The 17,698-nt window shown below is 66.7% G+C and carries 16 protein-coding genes; 5 read left to right on the forward strand and 11 right to left on the reverse strand.

Going from position 1 to position 17,698, the window contains the following annotated elements; genetic code table 11:
• Window positions 1–107: 107 nt before the first annotated feature.
• The 3 genes from C8C95_RS18555 to C8C95_RS18565 are packed head-to-tail and all read right to left on the reverse strand — an operon-like array spanning window position 108 to window position 3,394.
• Window positions 108–1,094 carry an efflux RND transporter periplasmic adaptor subunit gene (locus C8C95_RS18555; protein ID WP_116749542.1) on the reverse strand — a complete coding sequence of 329 codons (987 nt, stop codon included), beginning with the start codon at window positions 1,092–1,094 and terminating at the stop codon, window positions 108–110.
• Between the two features lie 17 nt (window positions 1,095–1,111).
• Window positions 1,112–2,554, reverse strand: coding sequence for a TolC family protein (locus C8C95_RS18560; protein WP_243415721.1), 1,443 nt, complete (start codon window positions 2,552–2,554; stop codon window positions 1,112–1,114).
• 18 nt (window positions 2,555–2,572) lie between these two features.
• Entirely contained in the window at window positions 2,573–3,394 is an 822-nt protein-coding gene (locus C8C95_RS18565) for a metal-dependent hydrolase (RefSeq protein ID WP_056743529.1), read from the reverse strand.
• A gap of 140 nt (window positions 3,395–3,534) precedes the next feature.
• On the opposite strand from C8C95_RS18565, the gene C8C95_RS18570 reads away from it, so the two are divergent.
• Window positions 3,535–4,149: a TetR/AcrR family transcriptional regulator gene (locus C8C95_RS18570; protein ID WP_116749543.1), complete on the forward strand. Its 615-nt coding sequence runs from the start codon at window positions 3,535–3,537 to the stop codon at window positions 4,147–4,149.
• 43 nt (window positions 4,150–4,192) lie between these two features.
• Here the strand turns inward: C8C95_RS18570 and C8C95_RS18575 are convergent, their stop codons facing one another.
• The 6 genes from C8C95_RS18575 to C8C95_RS18600 all read right to left on the reverse strand — a co-directional run bounded on the left by C8C95_RS18575 (window position 4,193) and on the right by C8C95_RS18600 (window position 9,301).
• On the reverse strand, window positions 4,193–4,579 hold the full coding sequence (locus tag C8C95_RS18575) for a VOC family protein (RefSeq protein WP_116749544.1): 387 nt from the start codon (window positions 4,577–4,579) through the stop codon (window positions 4,193–4,195).
• A 17-nt stretch (window positions 4,580–4,596) separates the two neighbouring features.
• On the reverse strand, window positions 4,597–7,128 hold the full coding sequence (locus tag C8C95_RS18580) for a cation-translocating P-type ATPase (RefSeq protein ID WP_116749545.1): 2,532 nt from the start codon (window positions 7,126–7,128) through the stop codon (window positions 4,597–4,599).
• Between the two features lie 111 nt (window positions 7,129–7,239).
• On the reverse strand, window positions 7,240–7,404 hold the full coding sequence (locus C8C95_RS18585) for a rubredoxin (RefSeq protein WP_056743520.1): 165 nt from the start codon (window positions 7,402–7,404) through the stop codon (window positions 7,240–7,242).
• Between the two features lie 32 nt (window positions 7,405–7,436).
• Complete coding sequence (locus C8C95_RS18590) at window positions 7,437–8,204, reverse strand: cytochrome b/b6 domain-containing protein (protein ID WP_116749546.1); 768 nt, start codon at window positions 8,202–8,204, stop codon at window positions 7,437–7,439.
• A gap of 157 nt (window positions 8,205–8,361) precedes the next feature.
• Window positions 8,362–8,886 carry a diheme cytochrome c gene (locus C8C95_RS18595; protein WP_116749547.1) on the reverse strand — a complete coding sequence of 175 codons (525 nt, stop codon included), beginning with the start codon at window positions 8,884–8,886 and terminating at the stop codon, window positions 8,362–8,364.
• A 10-nt stretch (window positions 8,887–8,896) separates the two neighbouring features.
• Complete coding sequence (locus C8C95_RS18600) at window positions 8,897–9,301, reverse strand: DUF1924 domain-containing protein (protein WP_116750352.1); 405 nt, start codon at window positions 9,299–9,301, stop codon at window positions 8,897–8,899.
• A 115-nt stretch (window positions 9,302–9,416) separates the two neighbouring features.
• On the opposite strand from C8C95_RS18600, the gene C8C95_RS18605 reads away from it, so the two are divergent.
• Genes C8C95_RS18605 through C8C95_RS18615 form a run of 3 tightly spaced genes read left to right on the forward strand, consistent with a single transcriptional unit; the run spans window position 9,417 to window position 11,959 of the window.
• Window positions 9,417–9,803, forward strand: coding sequence for a PepSY domain-containing protein (locus C8C95_RS18605; RefSeq protein ID WP_116750353.1), 387 nt, complete (start codon window positions 9,417–9,419; stop codon window positions 9,801–9,803).
• 24 nt (window positions 9,804–9,827) lie between these two features.
• Complete coding sequence (locus C8C95_RS18610; protein ID WP_116749548.1) at window positions 9,828–10,520, forward strand: response regulator transcription factor; 693 nt, start codon at window positions 9,828–9,830, stop codon at window positions 10,518–10,520.
• Window positions 10,517–11,959 (forward strand): sensor histidine kinase, encoded by a 1,443-nt coding sequence (locus C8C95_RS18615; RefSeq protein WP_207780619.1) that lies wholly within the window; start codon window positions 10,517–10,519, stop codon window positions 11,957–11,959. The genes C8C95_RS18610 and C8C95_RS18615 overlap by 4 nt, the downstream gene beginning before the upstream one ends.
• Before the next feature lie 212 nt (window positions 11,960–12,171).
• Here the strand turns inward: C8C95_RS18615 and C8C95_RS18620 are convergent, their stop codons facing one another.
• Together C8C95_RS18620 and C8C95_RS18625 are read right to left on the reverse strand one after the other, a co-directional pair.
• Window positions 12,172–14,541: a DUF1631 family protein gene (locus tag C8C95_RS18620; protein ID WP_116749549.1), complete on the reverse strand. Its 2,370-nt coding sequence runs from the start codon at window positions 14,539–14,541 to the stop codon at window positions 12,172–12,174.
• Between the two features lie 97 nt (window positions 14,542–14,638).
• Window positions 14,639–16,720, reverse strand: coding sequence for a sodium-translocating pyrophosphatase (locus C8C95_RS18625; RefSeq protein WP_056067326.1), 2,082 nt, complete (start codon window positions 16,718–16,720; stop codon window positions 14,639–14,641).
• A gap of 256 nt (window positions 16,721–16,976) precedes the next feature.
• Between C8C95_RS18625 and ppa the strand changes: the two genes are divergently transcribed.
• Window positions 16,977–17,513, forward strand: coding sequence for an inorganic diphosphatase (gene ppa, locus C8C95_RS18630; RefSeq protein WP_116749550.1), 537 nt, complete (start codon window positions 16,977–16,979; stop codon window positions 17,511–17,513).
• Window positions 17,514–17,698: the final 185 nt, after the last annotated feature.

Genomic DNA, 17,698 nt, shown 5'->3' on the forward strand with positions numbered 1-17,698 from the left:
GCCGAGCAAGGGCCGCCCCGCAGCGAGGGCTGCGTCCCCCTGCCCGCAACGCATAGCGTTGCGAGAGCGGGGGGAAGCGCCGAAGGCGCTCAGCGGGGTGTCGCATTTCAGTTCACCAGCACCGTCATGCCGGGGCGTGCACCTTCGATGGGGGCCGCCGGGCGCGCGCGCACTTCAAACGTGCGGGCGTCGAAACCCTGGCCCGCGCGTGTGGCGCGCCAGGTGGCAAAGTCGGGCAGCGCAGCCGTGTGGTAGACCTTGAACTTCACGGTTTTGCCGCCCAGCGCGGGCAGCGTGGCGTCGAACTCGTTGCCAATGGCAAAGCGCTGCAGGCGGTCTTCGCGCACGTTCAGCACCACCCACTGGTCCTTCAGGTCCACCACCGTGACCACGGCCACGCCCTGCGGCGACAACTCGCCCGTGCGGGCCAGCACCTTGGCCACTTCGCCGGCCACGGGGCTCTTGAGCTCGGTCTCGGCCTGGGCCGCCTGCACCTCCGCCACCACGCCAGCCACCTGGCGCGCCTGGGCGCTGGCGGCGGATCGGTCTTCGCTGCGGGCACCGGCGCGGGCCAGGTCGTACTGGGCCTTGGCCGCCAGTGCTTGGTCGCGCGAGGCCTTGAAGTTGGCCTCGGCCTCGTCGCGTTTTTGCGCCGCCACCAGGCCCTCGCGGGCCAGGCCGTCCACCCGCTTGAAGGACGATTCGGCCAGATCGGCGGCGGCCACGGCGCGCTGCCAGTTCAGGCGGGCCATTTCAATCTCTTGCGGGCGGGCGCCGCTCTCGGCCTTGGCGGCCACGGCCTGGGCAGCCTCTTGGGCAGCGGTGGCCTGCGCCAGCTTGGCTTTCACCTCGGGGCTGTCCATGCGGATCAGCGGTGCACCCACGGCGATCTGGTCGCCTTCCTTCACCAGGATCTGGGCGATGCGCGCGGTGACCTTGGGGGCGATGTCGGCCTCTTGCGCTTCGATCTGGCCCTGGAACACCTCGGGTGCAGGCTGCGAGGCCTTCCACAGGCCAAAGCCCACAAAGCCTGCCACGGCCACAAAGGCCACCGTGCCGATCACGGCCGCCTTTTTGCTGTTGTTCTTGCTCATGTTCGTTCCACCTTTACTCATTCCACCCGCACCGCATCAGCGCGCGCCATGTATTTGCCAAAGTCTTCCGACAGGCCGCAGGCCTCCAGCAGATCGGCCAGCGCTTTCACGTAGTCGTGGGCGGCCTGGGCGCGTTCGGTCTGGGCCTTGGCCTGGTTGACCTGTGCGTCGATCAAGTCCAGCGTGGTGCTGGTGCCGGCCTTCAGGCCGGAGATGCGCAGGCGCAGCACTTCGTCGGCCAGCTCCAGACCCGGCTGCAGCGCAAAGTAGGCGCGGCGCGCCTGCTCCAGGGCCTGCCAGCGTTTTTCCACCAGCAGGGCAATGTCGTTCTGCGCTTGCGCACCGGTGCGCTCAGCCTGCTCGATCTGGCGGTTGGATGACTCGGCCAGTGCGTTGCGGTCGATGGAGTCCCACAGCGTCCAGCGCACGCCCACGCCGGCCACCCAGTCGGCATCGCGGCCGGTCTTGAGCTGGCGCTGGCCAAACGCAAACACCTGGGGCTTGCGCAGTGCCTCCTGGGCGGCGTGCAATTGGGTGGCTTGTTCTTTCTTGGCGGCTACTTTGTCCAAGCCTGGGTGGTGGGCCAAAGCGGTGTCGATGAAGTGGGGCAGGGGCTCGACCGGCTGGCTCAGCACAAACAGCGGGCTGGTGGGCGTGACGGGGTCGGACGCCTTCAGGGTGCGGGTCAGCGCCGTGGCGGCCAGCTCGGCATCGTCGCGGGCCTTGCGGGCATTGCGGCGGGCCTCTTCCAGTGCGGAGCGGGCCTGCAGGCGTTCGACGCGCGCGATCACGCCGGCGTCCAGCATCTTCTGCGCGGCAGCGTCGTGCTGTTCGATGGTCGCCAGGGCCGATTCGCGCAGCAGGGCAGCGCGCTGCGCCAGTTGGGCGCCAAAGTAGCGATGCACCAGCAGGGTAGTGGCCTCATGGCCGGTTTTGGCGGCGTCGGCCTGGGCTTCTTGCGCCTGGGCATCCAGCAGGCCCCGGGCCGCATTGCTGGCGCCGCCCATGTAGATCGGCCAAATGGCAGAGACCGAGGCTGTGGTGTCGCTCTTGCTGCGGTTGAGCGTGTAGCTGGACGGCAGGTGGGGCAACTGGGCCAGTGAGCCCGCCAGCTGGGGCGGCAGCTGCGACAGCACGCCGGGCAGGGCGCGGTTCAGCGGGTTCAGGTCCACGTCCAGGTTGGCGTTGTAGGTGTAGGCGGCGCCGCTCAGGTTGACCACCGGGCCGCCCAGGCGCTGCATGGCGTCGCGGCGCAGCTGGGCGCTTTCGACGGCGTTGCGCGATGCGGCCAGCTGGTCGGAGCGCTGCTGCAGCTGCTGCAGAGCGGCATCAAATGCCAGGGGACCAGCGTGGGCCTGCAGGGGCAGCAGGGTCAAGGGGGCCAAGGCGGTCGATGCAAGCAGGCAGAGCAAAGCCGCGCCTGCCCGGCCTGTGTGCCGGGGCGTGGTGGGATGGGTCATGGTGTCAGGTCGTGGTTGTCAGCGCGCACCCACGGGGGTGTAGGCGTTGCTGTGCTCTGCCAGCCAGCGTGCCGACAGGTCGGTGCCGTGCTGGCTGGGGTGAAAGTCGGGGCGCAGGTATTCGCGCCAGGGGCGCCAGGTCTCGCGCACCAGGCCGCCCTTGCCGAACAGTGTGCGTGCGGCGCTGGTCCAGGTGCTCCATTTCCACAGCGAGCCATCGCGGCGCAGGTTCAGCACCGTCTGGCGCAGCACATCGCCGAGGAACACCACCGTGATGCGGCGGAACCAGGTGATGCGCCACTCGTGGTTGCCGCCCAGGGCCTGGTAAAGGTCGAAGGCCGTGTTCTTGTGCTCGGACTCTTCGGCGCAGTGCCATTGCCACATCGTGGCCAGGCGCGGCTCGGCGCCCTGCAGCACCTCGGGGTGGGCAAGCAGCCATTCGGCGAGCAGGGCGGTGAAGTGCTCGTTGGCAGCGGTCACAGCCAGCGGATGGCGTGGGTCGGCGCCCGCAAACAGCTTCATGCGCTCTTGCGCACGCGGGGCCCATTCATTGGCGAGGCCCTGCTGGTCGAGGTGGCCGTTGAACAGCGCGTGGATGCGGCGGTGTGTGGCCTCCTGCCCGATGAAGCCACGCACTTCGTCGGCAAACTGCGCCTGCCTGTCGGGGGGCAGGGCCTTGTGGCCGTCACGCACGGCGTCGATAAAGAACTGCTCGCCCACCGGAAAGCTCATCGACAGCGCGTTGAACAGCGCAGAGCGAAACGCGTCGCCACCACACCAGTGGCGCGCAAACGGCGTCTCCAGGTCGATCAGCAGGCGGCGGACAACGAGTTCGGTCATGAAGAAAGCTCCTGGCGCAAGGGGGCCGCGCGGTGGTGCATGGATTTGGTACTTTGCAGTACCGGTGGATGTGTATGATGCAGATCAACTATGGTACTGTCAAGTACCTCGTCGAATATTCTGCATTGCGATCAGCCTCCATGAGTGACGTCACCGCCCCAATTGCTGCGCCCGCTGCGGGCACCGAACACCGCGCCCGCCTGCTGGAGGGCATGGCGCGCGCCGTGGCCGCCAAGGGCTATGCCGACACCACCATTGCCGACATCGTGCGCGAAGCCAGCGTGTCGCGCCGCACCTTTTATGAAAACTTTGCCGACAAGGCCGAGTGCCTGACCGCGCTGTACGAGGCGGCCAGCGGCAACGCGATAGCGGTGCTGCGCGCAGCCATTGACCCGCACAGTGACTGGGAGGCCCAGGTGGAGCAGGCCATGGCAGCCTACTTTGGCGTGTTGGCACGCAACCCCGTGCTGCTGCGCACCTTGTTCATCGACATCCTGGGCCTGGGCCCCACGGGGCTGGCCGCGCGCCGCCGCGCCAACCAGCAACTGGCCGACCTGATGCTGGACGTGGTGAACAACCGCGCGGGTGAGCGCAAACGCAAGACGCCCCTGCAGCCCATGATGGCCATGGCGGTGGTGGGGGGCATCAACGAGATGGTGCTGCACTCCATCGAGCAGGACCGGGCCGGGCAGCTGCAAGAGCTGGTGGAGCCCGCGGCAACGTTGTTGCGGGCGGCGATCTCGGCCGAGTTCTGATCGTTGTGTTGGAGACCGTACTGCGATCGGTGCAGCCAGCGCCTCACACCTCGTTGGCAATCTCGATCAGGTTGTCGTCCGGGTCGTAGATGTAGACCGAGCGCAACCGGTGGCGGGCGCCCGTTGCGCCCACCGGGCCTTGCACGATGGGGACGCCTTCGGAATGCAGGTGGGCGATGACGTCGTCCAGCGGCATCTGGGTGAGAAAGCACAGGTCGCCGGAGCCCGCCGTCGCGTGGCGCACATTGGGGTCCACCACCGTGCCCACTTCGTGCAGGTTGATCTTTTGCGCGCCGAAGTGCAGCGCGTACCGCTGGGGCTTGAACTCCCGCGCGGTCATGCCCAGCACACGCTCATAAAACGCAATGGTTTTGTCGATGCTGGCGACGGTGAGCACGACGTGGTCGATGGATTCCAGAACAATGGGCATGGTGTAGGGCGGGAGGATCAGGCGAGGGAAGTGTGGCGCGCCAGTGTGGCGGGCTGCAGCCAGCGCTTGTTGGCCGTAAACACCACCGTGAGCAGCAGCCCGGCCAGCAGGGCCATGAACCAGTGCAGGGGCGACAGCGGCACAAATCGGAAAGCATTGGCCAGCCAGGGCACGGTGGTGATGCCCGCCAGCGCGGCCAGCGTGCCGCCTGCCACCCACAGGCTGACCGGTGTGAGGCCTGCCCACAGGCTGCGCCAACCCGTCTGGCTGCTGCGGCTGGGCAGGATGAGCGCGGCGTTGGCGGCCACCAGCACCACAAACGCGGCCGTGCTGGCGGTGGCGGCATGTGGGGGCTGGCGCAGCAGCCAGGCATACAGGCCTACCACGGCAGCGGTCACCACGCTGCCCTGCAGCACGCTCAGCAGGATGTGGCGGGTGGACAGCAGGGGTTCGTCGGCCGCGCGCGGCGGCTGCTGCATGAGGTCGGCAGCGCCTTCTTCGGCCTCGAACACGATGGAGCAGGCCGGGTCGATGACCAGCTCCAGAAACGCGATGTGCAGCGGCGCCAGCACCAGCGGCAGCCCGAACAGCACCGGCAGCAGCGCCAGCCCAATGATGGGCACGTGCACCGCCAGCGTGTAGACCATGGCCTGGCGCAGGTTGGCAAAGGTCTGCCGGCCCCGGTGAATCGCCAGCACGATGGCCGCGAAGTCGTCGTGCAGCAGCACCAGGGCAGCGGCCTCGCGCGCCACATCGGTGCCGCGCTGGCCCATGGCGATGCCGATGTGTGCGGCCTTGAGGGCGGGGGCGTCGTTCACACCATCGCCCGTCATGGCCACCACCTCGCCCTGGGCCTTGAGGGCTTCGACCAGCGCCAGCTTCTGGTGTGGCTTGATGCGCGCAAACACGCTGACCTGCCGGACATCGTCGGCCAGCACCTGCGGCGGCATGTGGACCAACTCGTCGCCGGTGATCACGCGGTCGTTAGCGATGCCCGCCTGGGCGGCAATGGCGCGCGCGGTGCGAGGGTGGTCGCCGGTGATCATCACCACGCGGATGCCCGCCTGGCGGCACTGTGCAACGGCCTGGGGGACCTCGGGGCGCAGCGGGTCGGCCAGGGCCACCAGGCCCAGCCATTCAAAGTCAAAGTCGTGCTGGGCATCGGGCCAGGTGTCTTGCGTGCGGTGCCGTGCCTTGGCCACGCCCAGCACGCGCAGGCCCCGGTCGGCCAGGCGTGCGGCCTGGGCGCTGACGGCGGCGCGCTCGGCTTCGGGCAGATGGCAGAGGTCGGCCACGGCTTCGGGCGCGCCCTTGGTGGCCACGGTGTCGTGCGCCGAGGTGCCGTCGCGCCACAGGTGGCTCATGGCCAGCAGCTGGGGCGACAGCTCGTACTCGCGCGCCAGCGACCATGCGGGGTGCAGGTGCTCGGTGTCCACCAGGTGGTCGGCCGCCATGCGGTGAAAGGCCTGCTCCATGGGGTCGTGCGGTTCTATCTCGCTGGCCAGCACGGCGTATTCGAGCAGTTCGTGGAAAGCATCGGGCAGCGCGCTGCCATCCGCCGCGGCTGGCAGGTGTTGCACATCCAGCTCCTGGCCCGCAATGCAGAGCGCCGCCACCGCCATGCGGTTTTGGGTGAGCGTGCCGGTCTTGTCCACGCACAGCACGGTGGTCTGGCCCAGTGTCTCGATGGCGTTGAGCCGCCGCGTGAGCACCTGCTGCGCCGCCAGCCGCCGCGCGGCCAGGGCCAGGAAGATGATCATGATCACGGGCAGTTCTTGCGGTAGCACCCCCATGGCCAGCGTGATGCCTGCCAGCACGGCCTGCAGCCAGTCGCCGCGCAGCGCCCAGAACAGGGCCACCAGCAGCGCGCACAGCGACAGGCCAATGACCACCAGCTTGCGCGTGAGCCGCGCCATTTCCTCGCGCAGCGGCGAGGCCTGCAGGGCAATGGTGTCGAGCGACTGGCCAATGCGGCCCAGTTCGGTGTGGCGTCCCACGCCGGTCACCCGCAGCAGGCCCTGGCCGCTGACCACCAGCGTGCCCGCAAACACCTTGTCGGCAGGTTGCTTGGCCACAGGCTCCGACTCGCCGGTCAGCATCGACTCGTTGGCGGCCAGCTCGTGGGCTTGCAGCAGCGTGCCGTCGGCGGGGATGCGGTCGCCCTCGGCAATCATCAGCAGGTCTTCGCGCACCACGTCGCGGCCTGCAATGCGCACCAGGGTGCCGCCGCGCAATGCCAGCGCGCGGGGGCTGGAGAGGTCGCGCAGGGCGTTCAGCGCGTTGTCGGTGCGGCGCTCCTGCAGCACCGTTATCGCCATGATGATCACCACAAAGCCCAGCAGGATCAGCGCCTCGTGCGCGTCGCCCATGGCGAGGTAGATGGCACCTGCGCCCAGCAACAGCAGGAACATGGGCTCGGTGACCACGTCCCTGGCCATGTCGCGCAGCGTGCGGCGCTGGGTGATGCCCAGTTCGTTGGGCCCCTCGTCGCGCAGGCGCTGGGCGGCCATGGCCGGGTCGAGCCCGGTGGGGGAGTCGGTAGGTGGCATGGGGGGTGTGAGGCTGCGTTGCACAGAGGATGCAATGGTGTAACGGTTATACCGCGCAGCGATGTCTGCAGCCCTGACGCAGCGCAGTGGGCCGCACCCGATACCTCTCTTTCACACCTCGCACATCACAAAGTCAGCCTTGCCAACATTGCATTCGGGGCAGCGCCAGTCGTCGGGCACGTTGGCCCAGAGGGTGCCGGGTGCGATACCGTGGTCGGGCAGGCCCGCAGCCTCGTCGTAGATCCAGCCGCAGACGGCACACATGTAGATTTTCATAGGGCGGTTCCTTCGTGTTCGGTGGCTCTGCGTCAGTCGTCATCGTGGTGCCGTTGGCGTTCGGTCGATGTGCCGTTGGCAACCCAGCCGCTGGGCGACTGCTGCCACTGCCAGGCGCCAAAGGCCAGGGTTGCGATCAGCAGCAGGGCGGCGAGCCAGGTGCGGTTCTTGGGGACCAGGTCGGGCCCCTTACCCTCCACCCGGCCGCTCAGCATGGGCAGGGCCTGGTTCTTGCGGCGCAGCACGCTCAAGCCAGCAATCAGCGCAATATGGGCCAATACCACCAACAGCAGGGCGTTGCCGAAGAACTCATGCACTTCTTCCATCGCTTCGCCCATCCAGTGGCCACCCAGCGCAGCGCCCCAGTCGTTGTACGTGGCGTAGCCACTGAGGGTGAGGGGCACCACCAGCGCCAGCAGCAGCACGATGGCCAGCGCCATCAGCAGGTTCTGGCCCTGGCGCCAGTTGATTTGCGTGACCGATGTGGCCTGGGGCAGGGAGCGCAGCCATGCGGGCGCCCCCGCCAACTTGCGCCCCAGCAGGCCCAGGCCCGAGGTGCGCGGCCCGAAGATGCCGTACAGCAGCCGAAAGCCCAGCAGCCCCGCCATGGTGTAGCCCAGCGTGACGTGCAGCAGCCGCCAGTGCTCGCCATCGGCCGTGGCGTAGGCCCCGGCAAAGCTCAGTGCAAACAGCCAATGGAACATGCGCGTGGGCGCATCGGTCACCCGGCGGCTGGGAGCCTTCGCGGGCGCGGGTTGTGCCGAGGCGTCGGCGGGATGGAGGGTGGGTGTGTTGTTCATCGTGTTTTCCTTGATCGGATACAGGTCAGATTCAATGCAGATCGAGAGCGGCGAACAGGGCTCAGCGAAGCGGTTCTGGCGAGGCGCTGTGTCGCAGGCAGTACGGTCAGTACGACAAGACACAGCAACGACGCCAGAAGAGTTCTGTTCACCGCTCTCAGTCGTTCCAGGCGCGGCGGGAACGGGTATCCAGCCCTACCGGCATGCGCAGGTTGTGTTCGTCAAACTGCCCCTGGTCTGCGCCCGTATGGCAGGCCGCACAGTTGGCAGCGCTTTTCACGCTGGCGAGTTTCCAGGTGGCGGGTTCGATCTTTCGGTGCTTGCGTTCAAACCAGGCCGAGCGGGTGATGCGGTCCTCGGGTGGCTCTTCGTTCACGCGCTTGTAGGTGCCGGCGTGGGCCTGCAACCACTGGTTGAGCTGGCGCACGGTGGCAGCGTCCAGCGATGCGTCGGTGCCGTAGTGCTTGTCCAGGCCCGTCATCACGCGGTTCCAGGATGCTGCGGGCAGCAGGCCCGGCGGGTAGGCGGTGTGGCAAGCGGCGCATTCCTGTGTGTAGGCACTGGGCACGTTGCGGGGCATGGCGCGCCCGCTGTCTGCATGGGCGCTGGAGAGTGACAGCAGGGTCAGTGCGCACACAGCTGCGGCCAGGGCCGCAGGGCGCAACGGGGCTGGTTTTTGCATGGTGTCGGTCTCAGGGCTTGAGGGCGTTGAGGTAGGCCAGCACGTCGGCTTTTTCCACTGCTGTGCATTCACGGCTCACCACGTCGTTGCAGTTGCGGCGGAACCACTTGTCCACCTTGGCGGTGTCGGTAAATGCCTTGGGGTTGAAGGCCGGCGCCAGGGCCGCAATCGGCTTGCCGGTGCTGGCGTGTTTGCCCTGTGCGGTGGGCGGTGTGCCGTGGCAGGATGCGCAAGACCATTCGCCACCATGGCGTGCGTTGAAGAACACCTTGCCTTTGTCGGCATTGCCTGGGCTGCCGGCCTGTGCGCTCCAGTGGGCGAGCTGCTGGGCTGCGGTGGTGTCAGCGGCGTGGCTGATGCTGGTGGCTGCAAGTGCACAGAGCGCGGCCAGAGTCAGGGTGCGAAGGGAAGTCATGCTGTGGTCCTTGGGGGTTTCATCGCTTGTGCAGGCATTGTTGAAATCCCCGCCTGAACGGCGTGTGAAAGGGCTGTTCATCGGCCGTTCAGATATCGCGCAGGACAATGCGCCCATGCCTTTCTCCTTCCACGCTGCTTGTGCGGGCCGCCATGTCCGGCGCATGTGCTTGGCGGCGTGTGTGCTGTGGGCTGCCGCGCTGGCCGTGCCGTCCGCCTGGGCCAGCGGCAAGGAAGACCACGACCGCGCCCGGCAGGCCGTGCAGGCGGGCCAGGTGTTGCCACTGCCCGTCGTGCTGGAACGTCTGCAGCGCGAGGTACCTGGCCAGGTGCTGGAAGTGGAGCTGGAGCAGGAGCGCGAGCGCTGGATCTACGAGATCAAGCTGCTGACGCCTGCCGGGCAGTTGACCAAGGTCAAGCTCGATGCGCGCACGGCGGAGGTGCTGCGTGTGCGATCCCGAGAATCGCGCGAAGATCAGCAGCGAAGCCGTGACAATCGCTGACACCCTTCCGACCACGACACCTCCATGCGCATCCTGCTGGTAGAAGACGACACGCTGCTGCGCACCCAGTTGCGCAATGCCCTGCACGGCGCGGGCTACACGGTGGACGAGGCAGACAACGGACGCGACGCGCAGTTTCTGGGCGACACCGAGGCAGTGGATGCCGTGGTGCTGGACCTGGGCCTGCCCGTGGTGGACGGGCTCACGGTGCTCAAGCGGTGGCGGGCCGAGGGGCGCAACATGCCGGTGCTGATCCTCACCGCGCGCGACAACTGGCACGAAAAAGTCGCAGGCATCGATGCCGGTGCCGACGACTACCTGACCAAGCCCTTTCATCTCGAAGAACTGCTGGCGCGCCTTCGCGCACTCATCCGCCGCGCCAGCGGGCAAGCGTCGGCCGTGCTGCAGTGTGGAGACTGGTCGCTGGACACACGCAGTGGCCGCGTGACCTGTGCGGGCCAGCCGGTGACGTTGACAGCGCATGAGTACAAGGTGCTCGACTACCTCATGCACCGGCCTGGCGTGCTGGTGTCACGCGCGGAGCTGACCGAACACATCTATGCGCAGGACTTTGATCGGGACTCCAACACCATTGAGGTCTTTGTGGGGCGCTTGCGCAAGAAGATGTTGCCTCCTGCGGCTTCGTCGGCTGCCCTGACGGATTCGGCACGCATCGAAACCGTGCGTGGCATGGGCTACCGCCTGGTGCCGCCATGAGCGCGCAAGCTGTGCCACCTGCTCCGCCCGTGCACTGGTCCCGGTCGTTGCGGGTGCGGCTGCTGGCCGTCACGCTGGCGGGTGCGGCCGTGGCCATCGTGCTCGCTGGGCTGGTGCTGAGCGGATTGTTCCGCGAGCATGTGCAGCAGCAGTTTCAGGCTGCGCTGCAGCTGCAGCTGGACCAGATCACGGCGCGGCTGGAGTTTGACGCCCAGGGGCGGCCGGTGATTGCTGCCGAGGCGCTGTCTGACCCGCGCTGGCTCAAGCCTTACTCCGGCCTGTATTGGCAGGTGGACGCCATGGCGCCCGATGGGCGGGAGCGGGCAGGGGTGTTGCGATCGCGCTCGTTGTGGGACACCAGCCTGGCGCTACAGGTGGATGCGTTGGCCGATGGCACCGTGCATGTGCATGAGATAACAGGCCCGCAGGGCGTGCCTTTGCTGGTGCTGGAGCGCACGGTGCGCGCCGAGGGCGTGCATGCAGCGCGCTGGCGCTTGATTGTGGCCGCTGACCTGCAGGCCACGCAGGCAGCCACGGCCCGGTTCACTGGCGTGCTGGGGCTGTCGCTGGCGGTGTTGCTATTGCTGCTGGTGGCCGCCGCCTGGGCGCAGGTGGCGGTGGGGCTCAAGCCCCTGCAGGCGCTACAGCGCGCGGTGCAGGATGTGCAAGAAGCGCGGGCTTCGCAATTGCAAGGCAGCTTCCCTGCGGAAGTGCAGCCGCTGGTCGACGACTTTAACGCCGTGCTGCGCCGGCATGGCGAGGTGGTGGAGCGGGCACGCACCCAGGCGGGCAACCTGGCCCATGCGCTCAAGACGCCCCTCACGGTGCTGGAGAACGCGGCCCGCACACAACAGCCCACTGATGGCCCGGAGCTGGCGGCGCTGGTGCGAGAGCAGGTGGTGGTGGCCCGCAGGCACATCGACTGGCACTTGGCGCGGTCGCGGGTGGCGGCATCTGCGCGCTTGCCTGGGCAGCGCACGCCGCTGCAGCCGGTAGTGGATGGGCTGGTGCGCGTGATGAACAAGGTGCATGCGGACCGGTTGCTCGATATCAGTGTCGAGTCTTCAGCGGTGCCGCTTTTCTTTGCGGGCGAGGCGCAGGACCTGCAGGAAATGCTGGGCAACCTACTGGACAACGCCTGCAAGTGGGCGAAGGCTGCGGTGCGGCTTCAGATGCAACTGCTGCCCGCCGGATCGGGCGCTGCGCAGCCCCAACTGGTGGTTGCGGTGGAAGACGACGGCCCCGGCATTGATGCCGCGCAACGTGATCAGGCGCTGGAACGCGGCGTGCGCCTGGATGAAACCGTGCCCGGCACGGGACTGGGCTTGGCCATCGTGCAGGACCTGGCAGCTTTGTATGGGGGGCGGCTGGATCTGGAACCCGCAGGCCTTGGCGGCTTGCGGGCGACGCTCACCCTTCCTGCTGCGAGCGCTCTCTGAGCCGCAGTGGCTGCGGCTGCTCGACACGCCAAAAAAGTCCCGCTGGGCGGGGCGCCTAGAGAAAAACCGCCAAAGCGGAAACCCATTAAAAAAGCCCGCCAAAGCGGGCTAAGGCCCTGACAAATTCCCCTGAATTTTACAAAGCCTTGGAGTGATGGAGACAGGGTATCACCGTCTGCCGTGTTTGACCACTTTTGTTGTGCAAGCGGCCTTCAGTGCCTGCTTTCCACGCTGTTTTGCATGGCTGTCTGAGCGACGGCGTCCAGGGCGTTGTCCACCACGGTGTGCTCGGCCAGCACCTGCATCGCTCCCCGTTGCAGTAGCCGGTCCAGCAGCCGCAGGGTCATCGACTGGGTGCGGCCAGCGGCGCTGGTAAAGAGGAACAGGTTGCCGTGCGAGCCGATCCAGGACAGCTGTGTGCGCTCCCACTGGCCCGCCACCTGCAGATTGACCCAGGTGCCCACCGTGATGGTGGCGGCGGGCAGCGGCAGGGGCGCAGCGCTGCTGGGGGCAGCCTCAGGGGCCGTGTCTGCGCCCTCGCTCTCGGGCGATTGCGAGATATCGATGTAGCCGGACTCCCTCGCTTCGGAGGGCGCAACCCAGGGGTCGTCGTCATCAAGGGGCGCCGGTTGTTGCGGCTCTGCCGCGGGCGTTGCAAAAGTCGCTGCGGCTGCAGGGGCTGGCGCAGCCACCCTGGGCCCGGGTTTGAAGGCCTGCTGGTGAAGTTGCATCAGCAGCTCAAAAACAGCCTCCGTGCGGTCTGTTGGGTAGTCGATGGACGCCAGACCTTCGCGCAATTTGGCCAGCAGCTTGGGCAGCAGGCGAGCCAGCTGGCCCGTGTTGGCGCGCGTCAGTTCGGGTTGTACGCTCCAGATCAGCGCGTCCACCAGTTCCTGGTAGCGGCCCGGGTCGGTCGTGCCTGATTTGTCCGAAAGACGCGCCTCCGCCATGACCTGGGCCCATGCGCCCAGCAAAAAGCGCGAGATGGCGTCCGGCACCTTGCCGATGTCGGGCAGCAGCCAGATCTCGCGCGATATCTGTGCGGCCAGCAGATGGCGCTGCTCTGCGTGCTGCAGGGCCTCGATGGCGCGCAAGCGCTCCTGCTTGAGCGCCTGGTCCTTCTCGGCCCATTTGGCGTGCAGTTGCTGCAGCACTTGTTCAAAGTCATCAGCGCTGTCGATGGTGGCGGTGGCCAGCGGGCCTGCGATGTGCATGAGCGAGCGCATGAAGCTCTGAAAACCAGGGGCTTCGGGGCTGTTGAAGGCCTGGCTGCGGTCGGTGATGTCCTGCAGCAGGCGGCGTGCGGCGTGCTCCTTGTGGCTGAAGAAGCGCGGGTCGGACAGTGCCAGCTGCATCAGCGCCGGCTCCAGCGCGCGGATGAACTGTTGCACCGGCCACAGCAGCCGCGTGTCGCGCGCAATGTTGTCCACCATCAGCGCCACCACCTCCATGCTCAAGGCCTGGCCCAGGCCCTGCACCTGCGCCCGCTGCGCGGCGGCGGAGTGGCCGTCTGCGCCAGGGGCGGCGGGCGGGCGTGGCGTGCCCAGGCGCTCCATCATCTGGCCTACCTGGTTCATCTCTTGCAGCGCCTCAAACGCTGCGGGCACCGTCATCGCGAAATCCGTGGCCGGTGGGTCGATCTGCGGCAAACCTTGTGACGGGTGTTCAAACTCCCGGTCAAACCGGGCTGCGAAAGATTCCTGGGGGTTGTCGCCGCTGGCGTGCATGTCAGTAGGGGCGGCTGCGTCATTGAACTCGCCCAGCAGCAGGCGGCGCAGGCGGTCCAGCGTCAGCAACGGGTCGCCCGTGCTGGTGGACGACACGTACAAGTCGTTGTCGGCTGCAAAACCGGGGGACGCCCCGGCGTCGGCCGGCGCCACATAGACCACTTCGCCCGTGGCCTGCCGCATGGCGTAGCCCACAGGCTTCACACCACTTTGCTTGAGCTGGTCGATTTGCGCGAGGTACAGGCTGCGCAGCTCGGCGCCCAATGCCTGTGCCATCAGCCCCACCCAGTCGTGGCGCACCTGGGGTGTGACCTGCATTTGCGACACCACGGACTGCAGAGCCTGCAAGAACACGTCGGGGCGCAGCGGGTTGTGCTCCGGCTGCACCCGGGACAGCCCCTGGGCCGCGCACACCAACGCGTCCAGGTCAGCCAGCGGACCTTCCACTGCAGAGATCAGTACCTGACGGGCACGTGCGCGCTCCACGCTGTCGTTGATCTGCGCCTCGTCCATCAGTTCGAGGTCGTCAAAGTGCACGGTGAACAGGGACCGCGTGGGCTTGTCGTCGCCCTGTGCCGTGTCCTGGTCCAGCGCCTTGCGCAGTGCGTCGGGGTAGCGATCTGCCATCACCGATGCCAGCCGCACCAGTTGCTGCCGTGCCTCCTGCATCGCATGGTGCTCGCCGGGGGTGCGGGCACTGTCCAGGCGCGCTTGCAGGGACACGCGCGTGGCCTCAATGACGCGCTCCACCACAGGCCGGGCCTGGGCCAGCGCGATCTGGACGATGCGCTGCTGGGGCGCAGCGGGGCTGTCGGTCGGGGCCGGGGCGGGCAGGGTGGTGTGTGTCAAGGCCATCTTCAGTGGAGCGCGATACCAGTGGCTGCTGCAGTGGATGCGATGTTACGCGTCAAAAAGGGGCCAGAGGCCCCTTTTTGACGATGGTGGGGCGGTTTTACCCGCCGTGGAACTTGACCACCAGCGGCACGATGAGCAGTGCCACGATGTTGATGATCTTGATCAGCGGGTTGATGGCCGGGCCGGCCGTGTCCTTGTAGGGGTCGCCCACGGTGTCACCGGTCACGGCGGCCTTGTGCGCCTCAGAGCCCTTACCGCCGTGGTGGCCGTCTTCGATGTACTTCTTGGCGTTGTCCCACGCGCCACCGCCGGTGCACATGCTGATCGCGACAAACAGACCTGTGACGATGGTGCCCATGAGCAAGCCGCCCAGCGCCTTGGGCCCCAGCAGCAGGCCCACCACAATGGGAACCACTACCGGCAGCAGGCTGGGGATCACCATTTCCTTGATGGCGGCGGTGGTCAGCATGTCCACGGCCTTGCCGTATTCGGGCTTGCCCGTGCCGTCCATGATGCCCTTGATGGTGCTGAACTGGCGGCGTACCTCCACCACCACAGCGCCTGCGGCACGGCCCACAGCCTCCATGGCCATGGCGCCGAACAGGTACGGAATCAGCCCGCCGATGAACAGGCCCACGATGACCAGCGGGTCCGACAGATCAAAGGTGATGGCCTTGCCGTAGCTCTCCAGCTTGTGGGTGTAGTCGGCAAACAGCACCAGTGCAGCCAGGCCGGCCGAGCCGATGGCGTAGCCCTTGGTCACGGCCTTGGTGGTGTTGCCAACGGCGTCCAGCGGGTCGGTGATGTCGCGCACACTGCTGGGCAGCTCGGCCATTTCGGCAATGCCACCCGCGTTGTCGGTGATGGGACCATACGCATCCAGCGCCACCACAATGCCCGCCATGCTCAGCATCGACGTGGCTGCCACCGCAATGCCGTACAGGCCAGCCAGGCCGTAGGACACGATGATGGCCGTGCACACAAACACCACGGGCCAGGCCGTAGAACGCATCGAAACGCCCAGGCCCGCAATGATGTTGGTGCCGTGGCCGGTGGTGGACGCCTGGGCAATGTGCTGCACGGGCGAGTACTGCGTGCCGGTGTAGAACTCGGTGATCCAGACCAGCGCGGCCGTCAGCACGAGGCCGGTGGCGCAGGCACCAAACAGCCGCAGCTGGGTGCCCGTGGCCGTGACCGCGTTGTCCGGCATGATCCACAGCGTGACGAAGTAGAAAGCGATGAGCGACAGCACGCCCGCGATCGCCAGGCCCTTGTACAGCGCGGGCATCACGTTCTTCATGCCGGGCGTTGCCTTGACGAAGAAGCAGCCAATGATGGATGCGACGATGGACACCGCCCCCAGCGCAAGCGGGTACACCACCGCATTGACCTGGGCCGTGGCCACCATCAGGGCGCCCAGCACCATGGTGGCGATCAGTGTCACCGCGTAGGTCTCGAACAGGTCGGCCGCCATGCCCGCGCAGTCGCCCACGTTGTCGCCCACGTTGTCGGCAATCACGGCCGGGTTGCGCGGGTCGTCCTCAGGGATGCCAGCCTCCACCTTGCCCACCAGGTCGGCGCCCACATCTGCGCCCTTGGTGAAGATGCCACCGCCCAGGCGTGCAAAGATCGAGATCAGCGATGAGCCGAACGCAAAGCCGATCAGCGGGTTGAGCAGCGTGGCCAGATGGGTGGTGGGCGTGTGGTTGCCATTGCCCGCCAGGAACCAGTAAAAGCCCGTGACACCCAGCAGACCCAGCCCCACCACCAGCATGCCGGTGATGGCACCGCCACGGAACGCGACATCCAGCGCGGGGCCAATGCCTTGGGTGGCCGCCTGCGCGGTGCGCACATTAGCGCGCACAGAGACGTTCATGCCGATGAAGCCGCAGGCGCCTGAGAGCACGGCGCCCACCACAAAACCGACCGCCGTGGTGCCGTCCAGAAACACGCCGATGAGTACCGCCAGCACCACGCCCACGATGGCAATGGTCTTGTACTGGCGGGCCAGGTAGGCGGCGGCGCCGGCCTGAATGGCGGCGGCAATCTCCTGCATGCGGGCGTTGCCCGGGTCTTTGGAAAGGATCCAGCCCCGGGCCCAGATGCCGTAGGCCACCGCGATGAGCCCGCAAACGAGGGCGAGGATGAGAGGGGATGTCAGTGCTGAACTTGCAGCCATTCAATTCTCCTTGGTGTGTTGCACGGAGGGGGACCAACGCATCGGTGGCTTCCCCGCTGCGTTGCTTCCTCGTGCTACCCATGCGTTTCGCGCAGGAGCCGATTGGCCAACAGGCCCAATTTACAGGCAAACGCCGGTTTGCAAGCGGGCAGAAAGGGGCGTGCGCCTAAAATCAGGGTTAATCCCGACGCTTCGTTGCGCTGCATCAGTGCCGAAGGCCTCGCGGGTTATCGTCAACAAACCACTATCCAAAGACATGTCCCTCAACAACGTCCCCCCAGGCAAGAACGTTCCTGACAGCTTCAACGTCGTCATCGAGATTCCGATGAACGCCGATCCGATCAAGTACGAAGTGGACAAGGAATCGGGCGCCATATTTGTGGACCGTTTCATGACCACCGCCATGCACTATCCCACCAACTACGGGTATGTGCCGCAGACGCTGTCGGGCGACGGCGACCCGGTCGATGTGCTGGTGATCACGCCTTACCCGCTGTTCCCCGGCGTGGTCGTGCCCTGCCGCCCCCTGGGCATCTTGATGATGGAAGACGAGGCCGGTGTGGATGGCAAGGTGATTGCTGTGCCCACGTCCAAGATCCTGCCCATGTATGACCACTGGAAGAGCATCGACGATGTGAACGCCATGCGCCGCAACGCCATCGCCCACTTCTTTGAGCACTACAAGGACCTGGAAAAGGGCAAGTGGGTCAAGGTGCTGGGCTGGGAAGGCATCGACGCCGCCAAGAAGGAAATCACCGACGGCATCGACAGCTACAAGAAGTCGCAGGCCTGATAGCCCTTTGGGCGCTTTCTGCCCGTAGCGCTAGTGCAATATGCACTGGATGCTATCAAAATAAAAGCACGCCATCCACCTCGGGTGGCGTGTTTTTTTGTGGGTGGCACCCTGCCAGGGTAGGGAAAAGCCGCGCCATGTGCGGCTGGGCGCGCTGATAGACTGCATTTTGTTACATGACTGCG

It is taken from the genome of Acidovorax sp. 99 (assembly GCF_003096455.1).
Taxonomy (GTDB): domain Bacteria; phylum Pseudomonadota; class Gammaproteobacteria; order Burkholderiales; family Burkholderiaceae_C; genus Acidovorax; species Acidovorax delafieldii.

Excerpts from the sequence above, each read along its gene's own strand:
- C8C95_RS18555 (WP_116749542.1), bottom strand. The coding sequence starts at position 1,094 with ATGAGCAAGAACAACAGCAAAAAGGCGGCCGTGATCGGCACGGTGGCC.
- C8C95_RS18560 (WP_243415721.1), bottom strand. The coding sequence starts at position 2,554 with ATGACCCATCCCACCACGCCCCGGCACACAGGCCGGGCAGGCGCGGCT.
- C8C95_RS18565 (WP_056743529.1), bottom strand. The coding sequence starts at position 3,394 with ATGACCGAACTCGTTGTCCGCCGCCTGCTGATCGACCTGGAGACGCCG.
- C8C95_RS18570 (WP_116749543.1), top strand. The coding sequence starts at position 3,535 with ATGAGTGACGTCACCGCCCCAATTGCTGCGCCCGCTGCGGGCACCGAA.
- C8C95_RS18575 (WP_116749544.1), bottom strand. The coding sequence starts at position 4,579 with ATGCCCATTGTTCTGGAATCCATCGACCACGTCGTGCTCACCGTCGCC.
- C8C95_RS18580 (WP_116749545.1), bottom strand. The coding sequence starts at position 7,128 with ATGCCACCTACCGACTCCCCCACCGGGCTCGACCCGGCCATGGCCGCC.
- C8C95_RS18585 (WP_056743520.1), bottom strand. The coding sequence starts at position 7,404 with ATGAAAATCTACATGTGTGCCGTCTGCGGCTGGATCTACGACGAGGCT.
- C8C95_RS18590 (WP_116749546.1), bottom strand. The coding sequence starts at position 8,204 with ATGAACAACACACCCACCCTCCATCCCGCCGACGCCTCGGCACAACCC.
- C8C95_RS18595 (WP_116749547.1), bottom strand. The coding sequence starts at position 8,886 with ATGCAAAAACCAGCCCCGTTGCGCCCTGCGGCCCTGGCCGCAGCTGTG.
- C8C95_RS18600 (WP_116750352.1), bottom strand. The coding sequence starts at position 9,301 with ATGACTTCCCTTCGCACCCTGACTCTGGCCGCGCTCTGTGCACTTGCA.
- C8C95_RS18605 (WP_116750353.1), top strand. The coding sequence starts at position 9,417 with ATGCCTTTCTCCTTCCACGCTGCTTGTGCGGGCCGCCATGTCCGGCGC.
- C8C95_RS18610 (WP_116749548.1), top strand. The coding sequence starts at position 9,828 with ATGCGCATCCTGCTGGTAGAAGACGACACGCTGCTGCGCACCCAGTTG.
- C8C95_RS18615 (WP_207780619.1), top strand. The coding sequence starts at position 10,517 with ATGAGCGCGCAAGCTGTGCCACCTGCTCCGCCCGTGCACTGGTCCCGG.
- C8C95_RS18620 (WP_116749549.1), bottom strand. The coding sequence starts at position 14,541 with ATGGCCTTGACACACACCACCCTGCCCGCCCCGGCCCCGACCGACAGC.
- C8C95_RS18625 (WP_056067326.1), bottom strand. The coding sequence starts at position 16,720 with ATGGCTGCAAGTTCAGCACTGACATCCCCTCTCATCCTCGCCCTCGTT.
- ppa (WP_116749550.1), top strand. The coding sequence starts at position 16,977 with ATGTCCCTCAACAACGTCCCCCCAGGCAAGAACGTTCCTGACAGCTTC.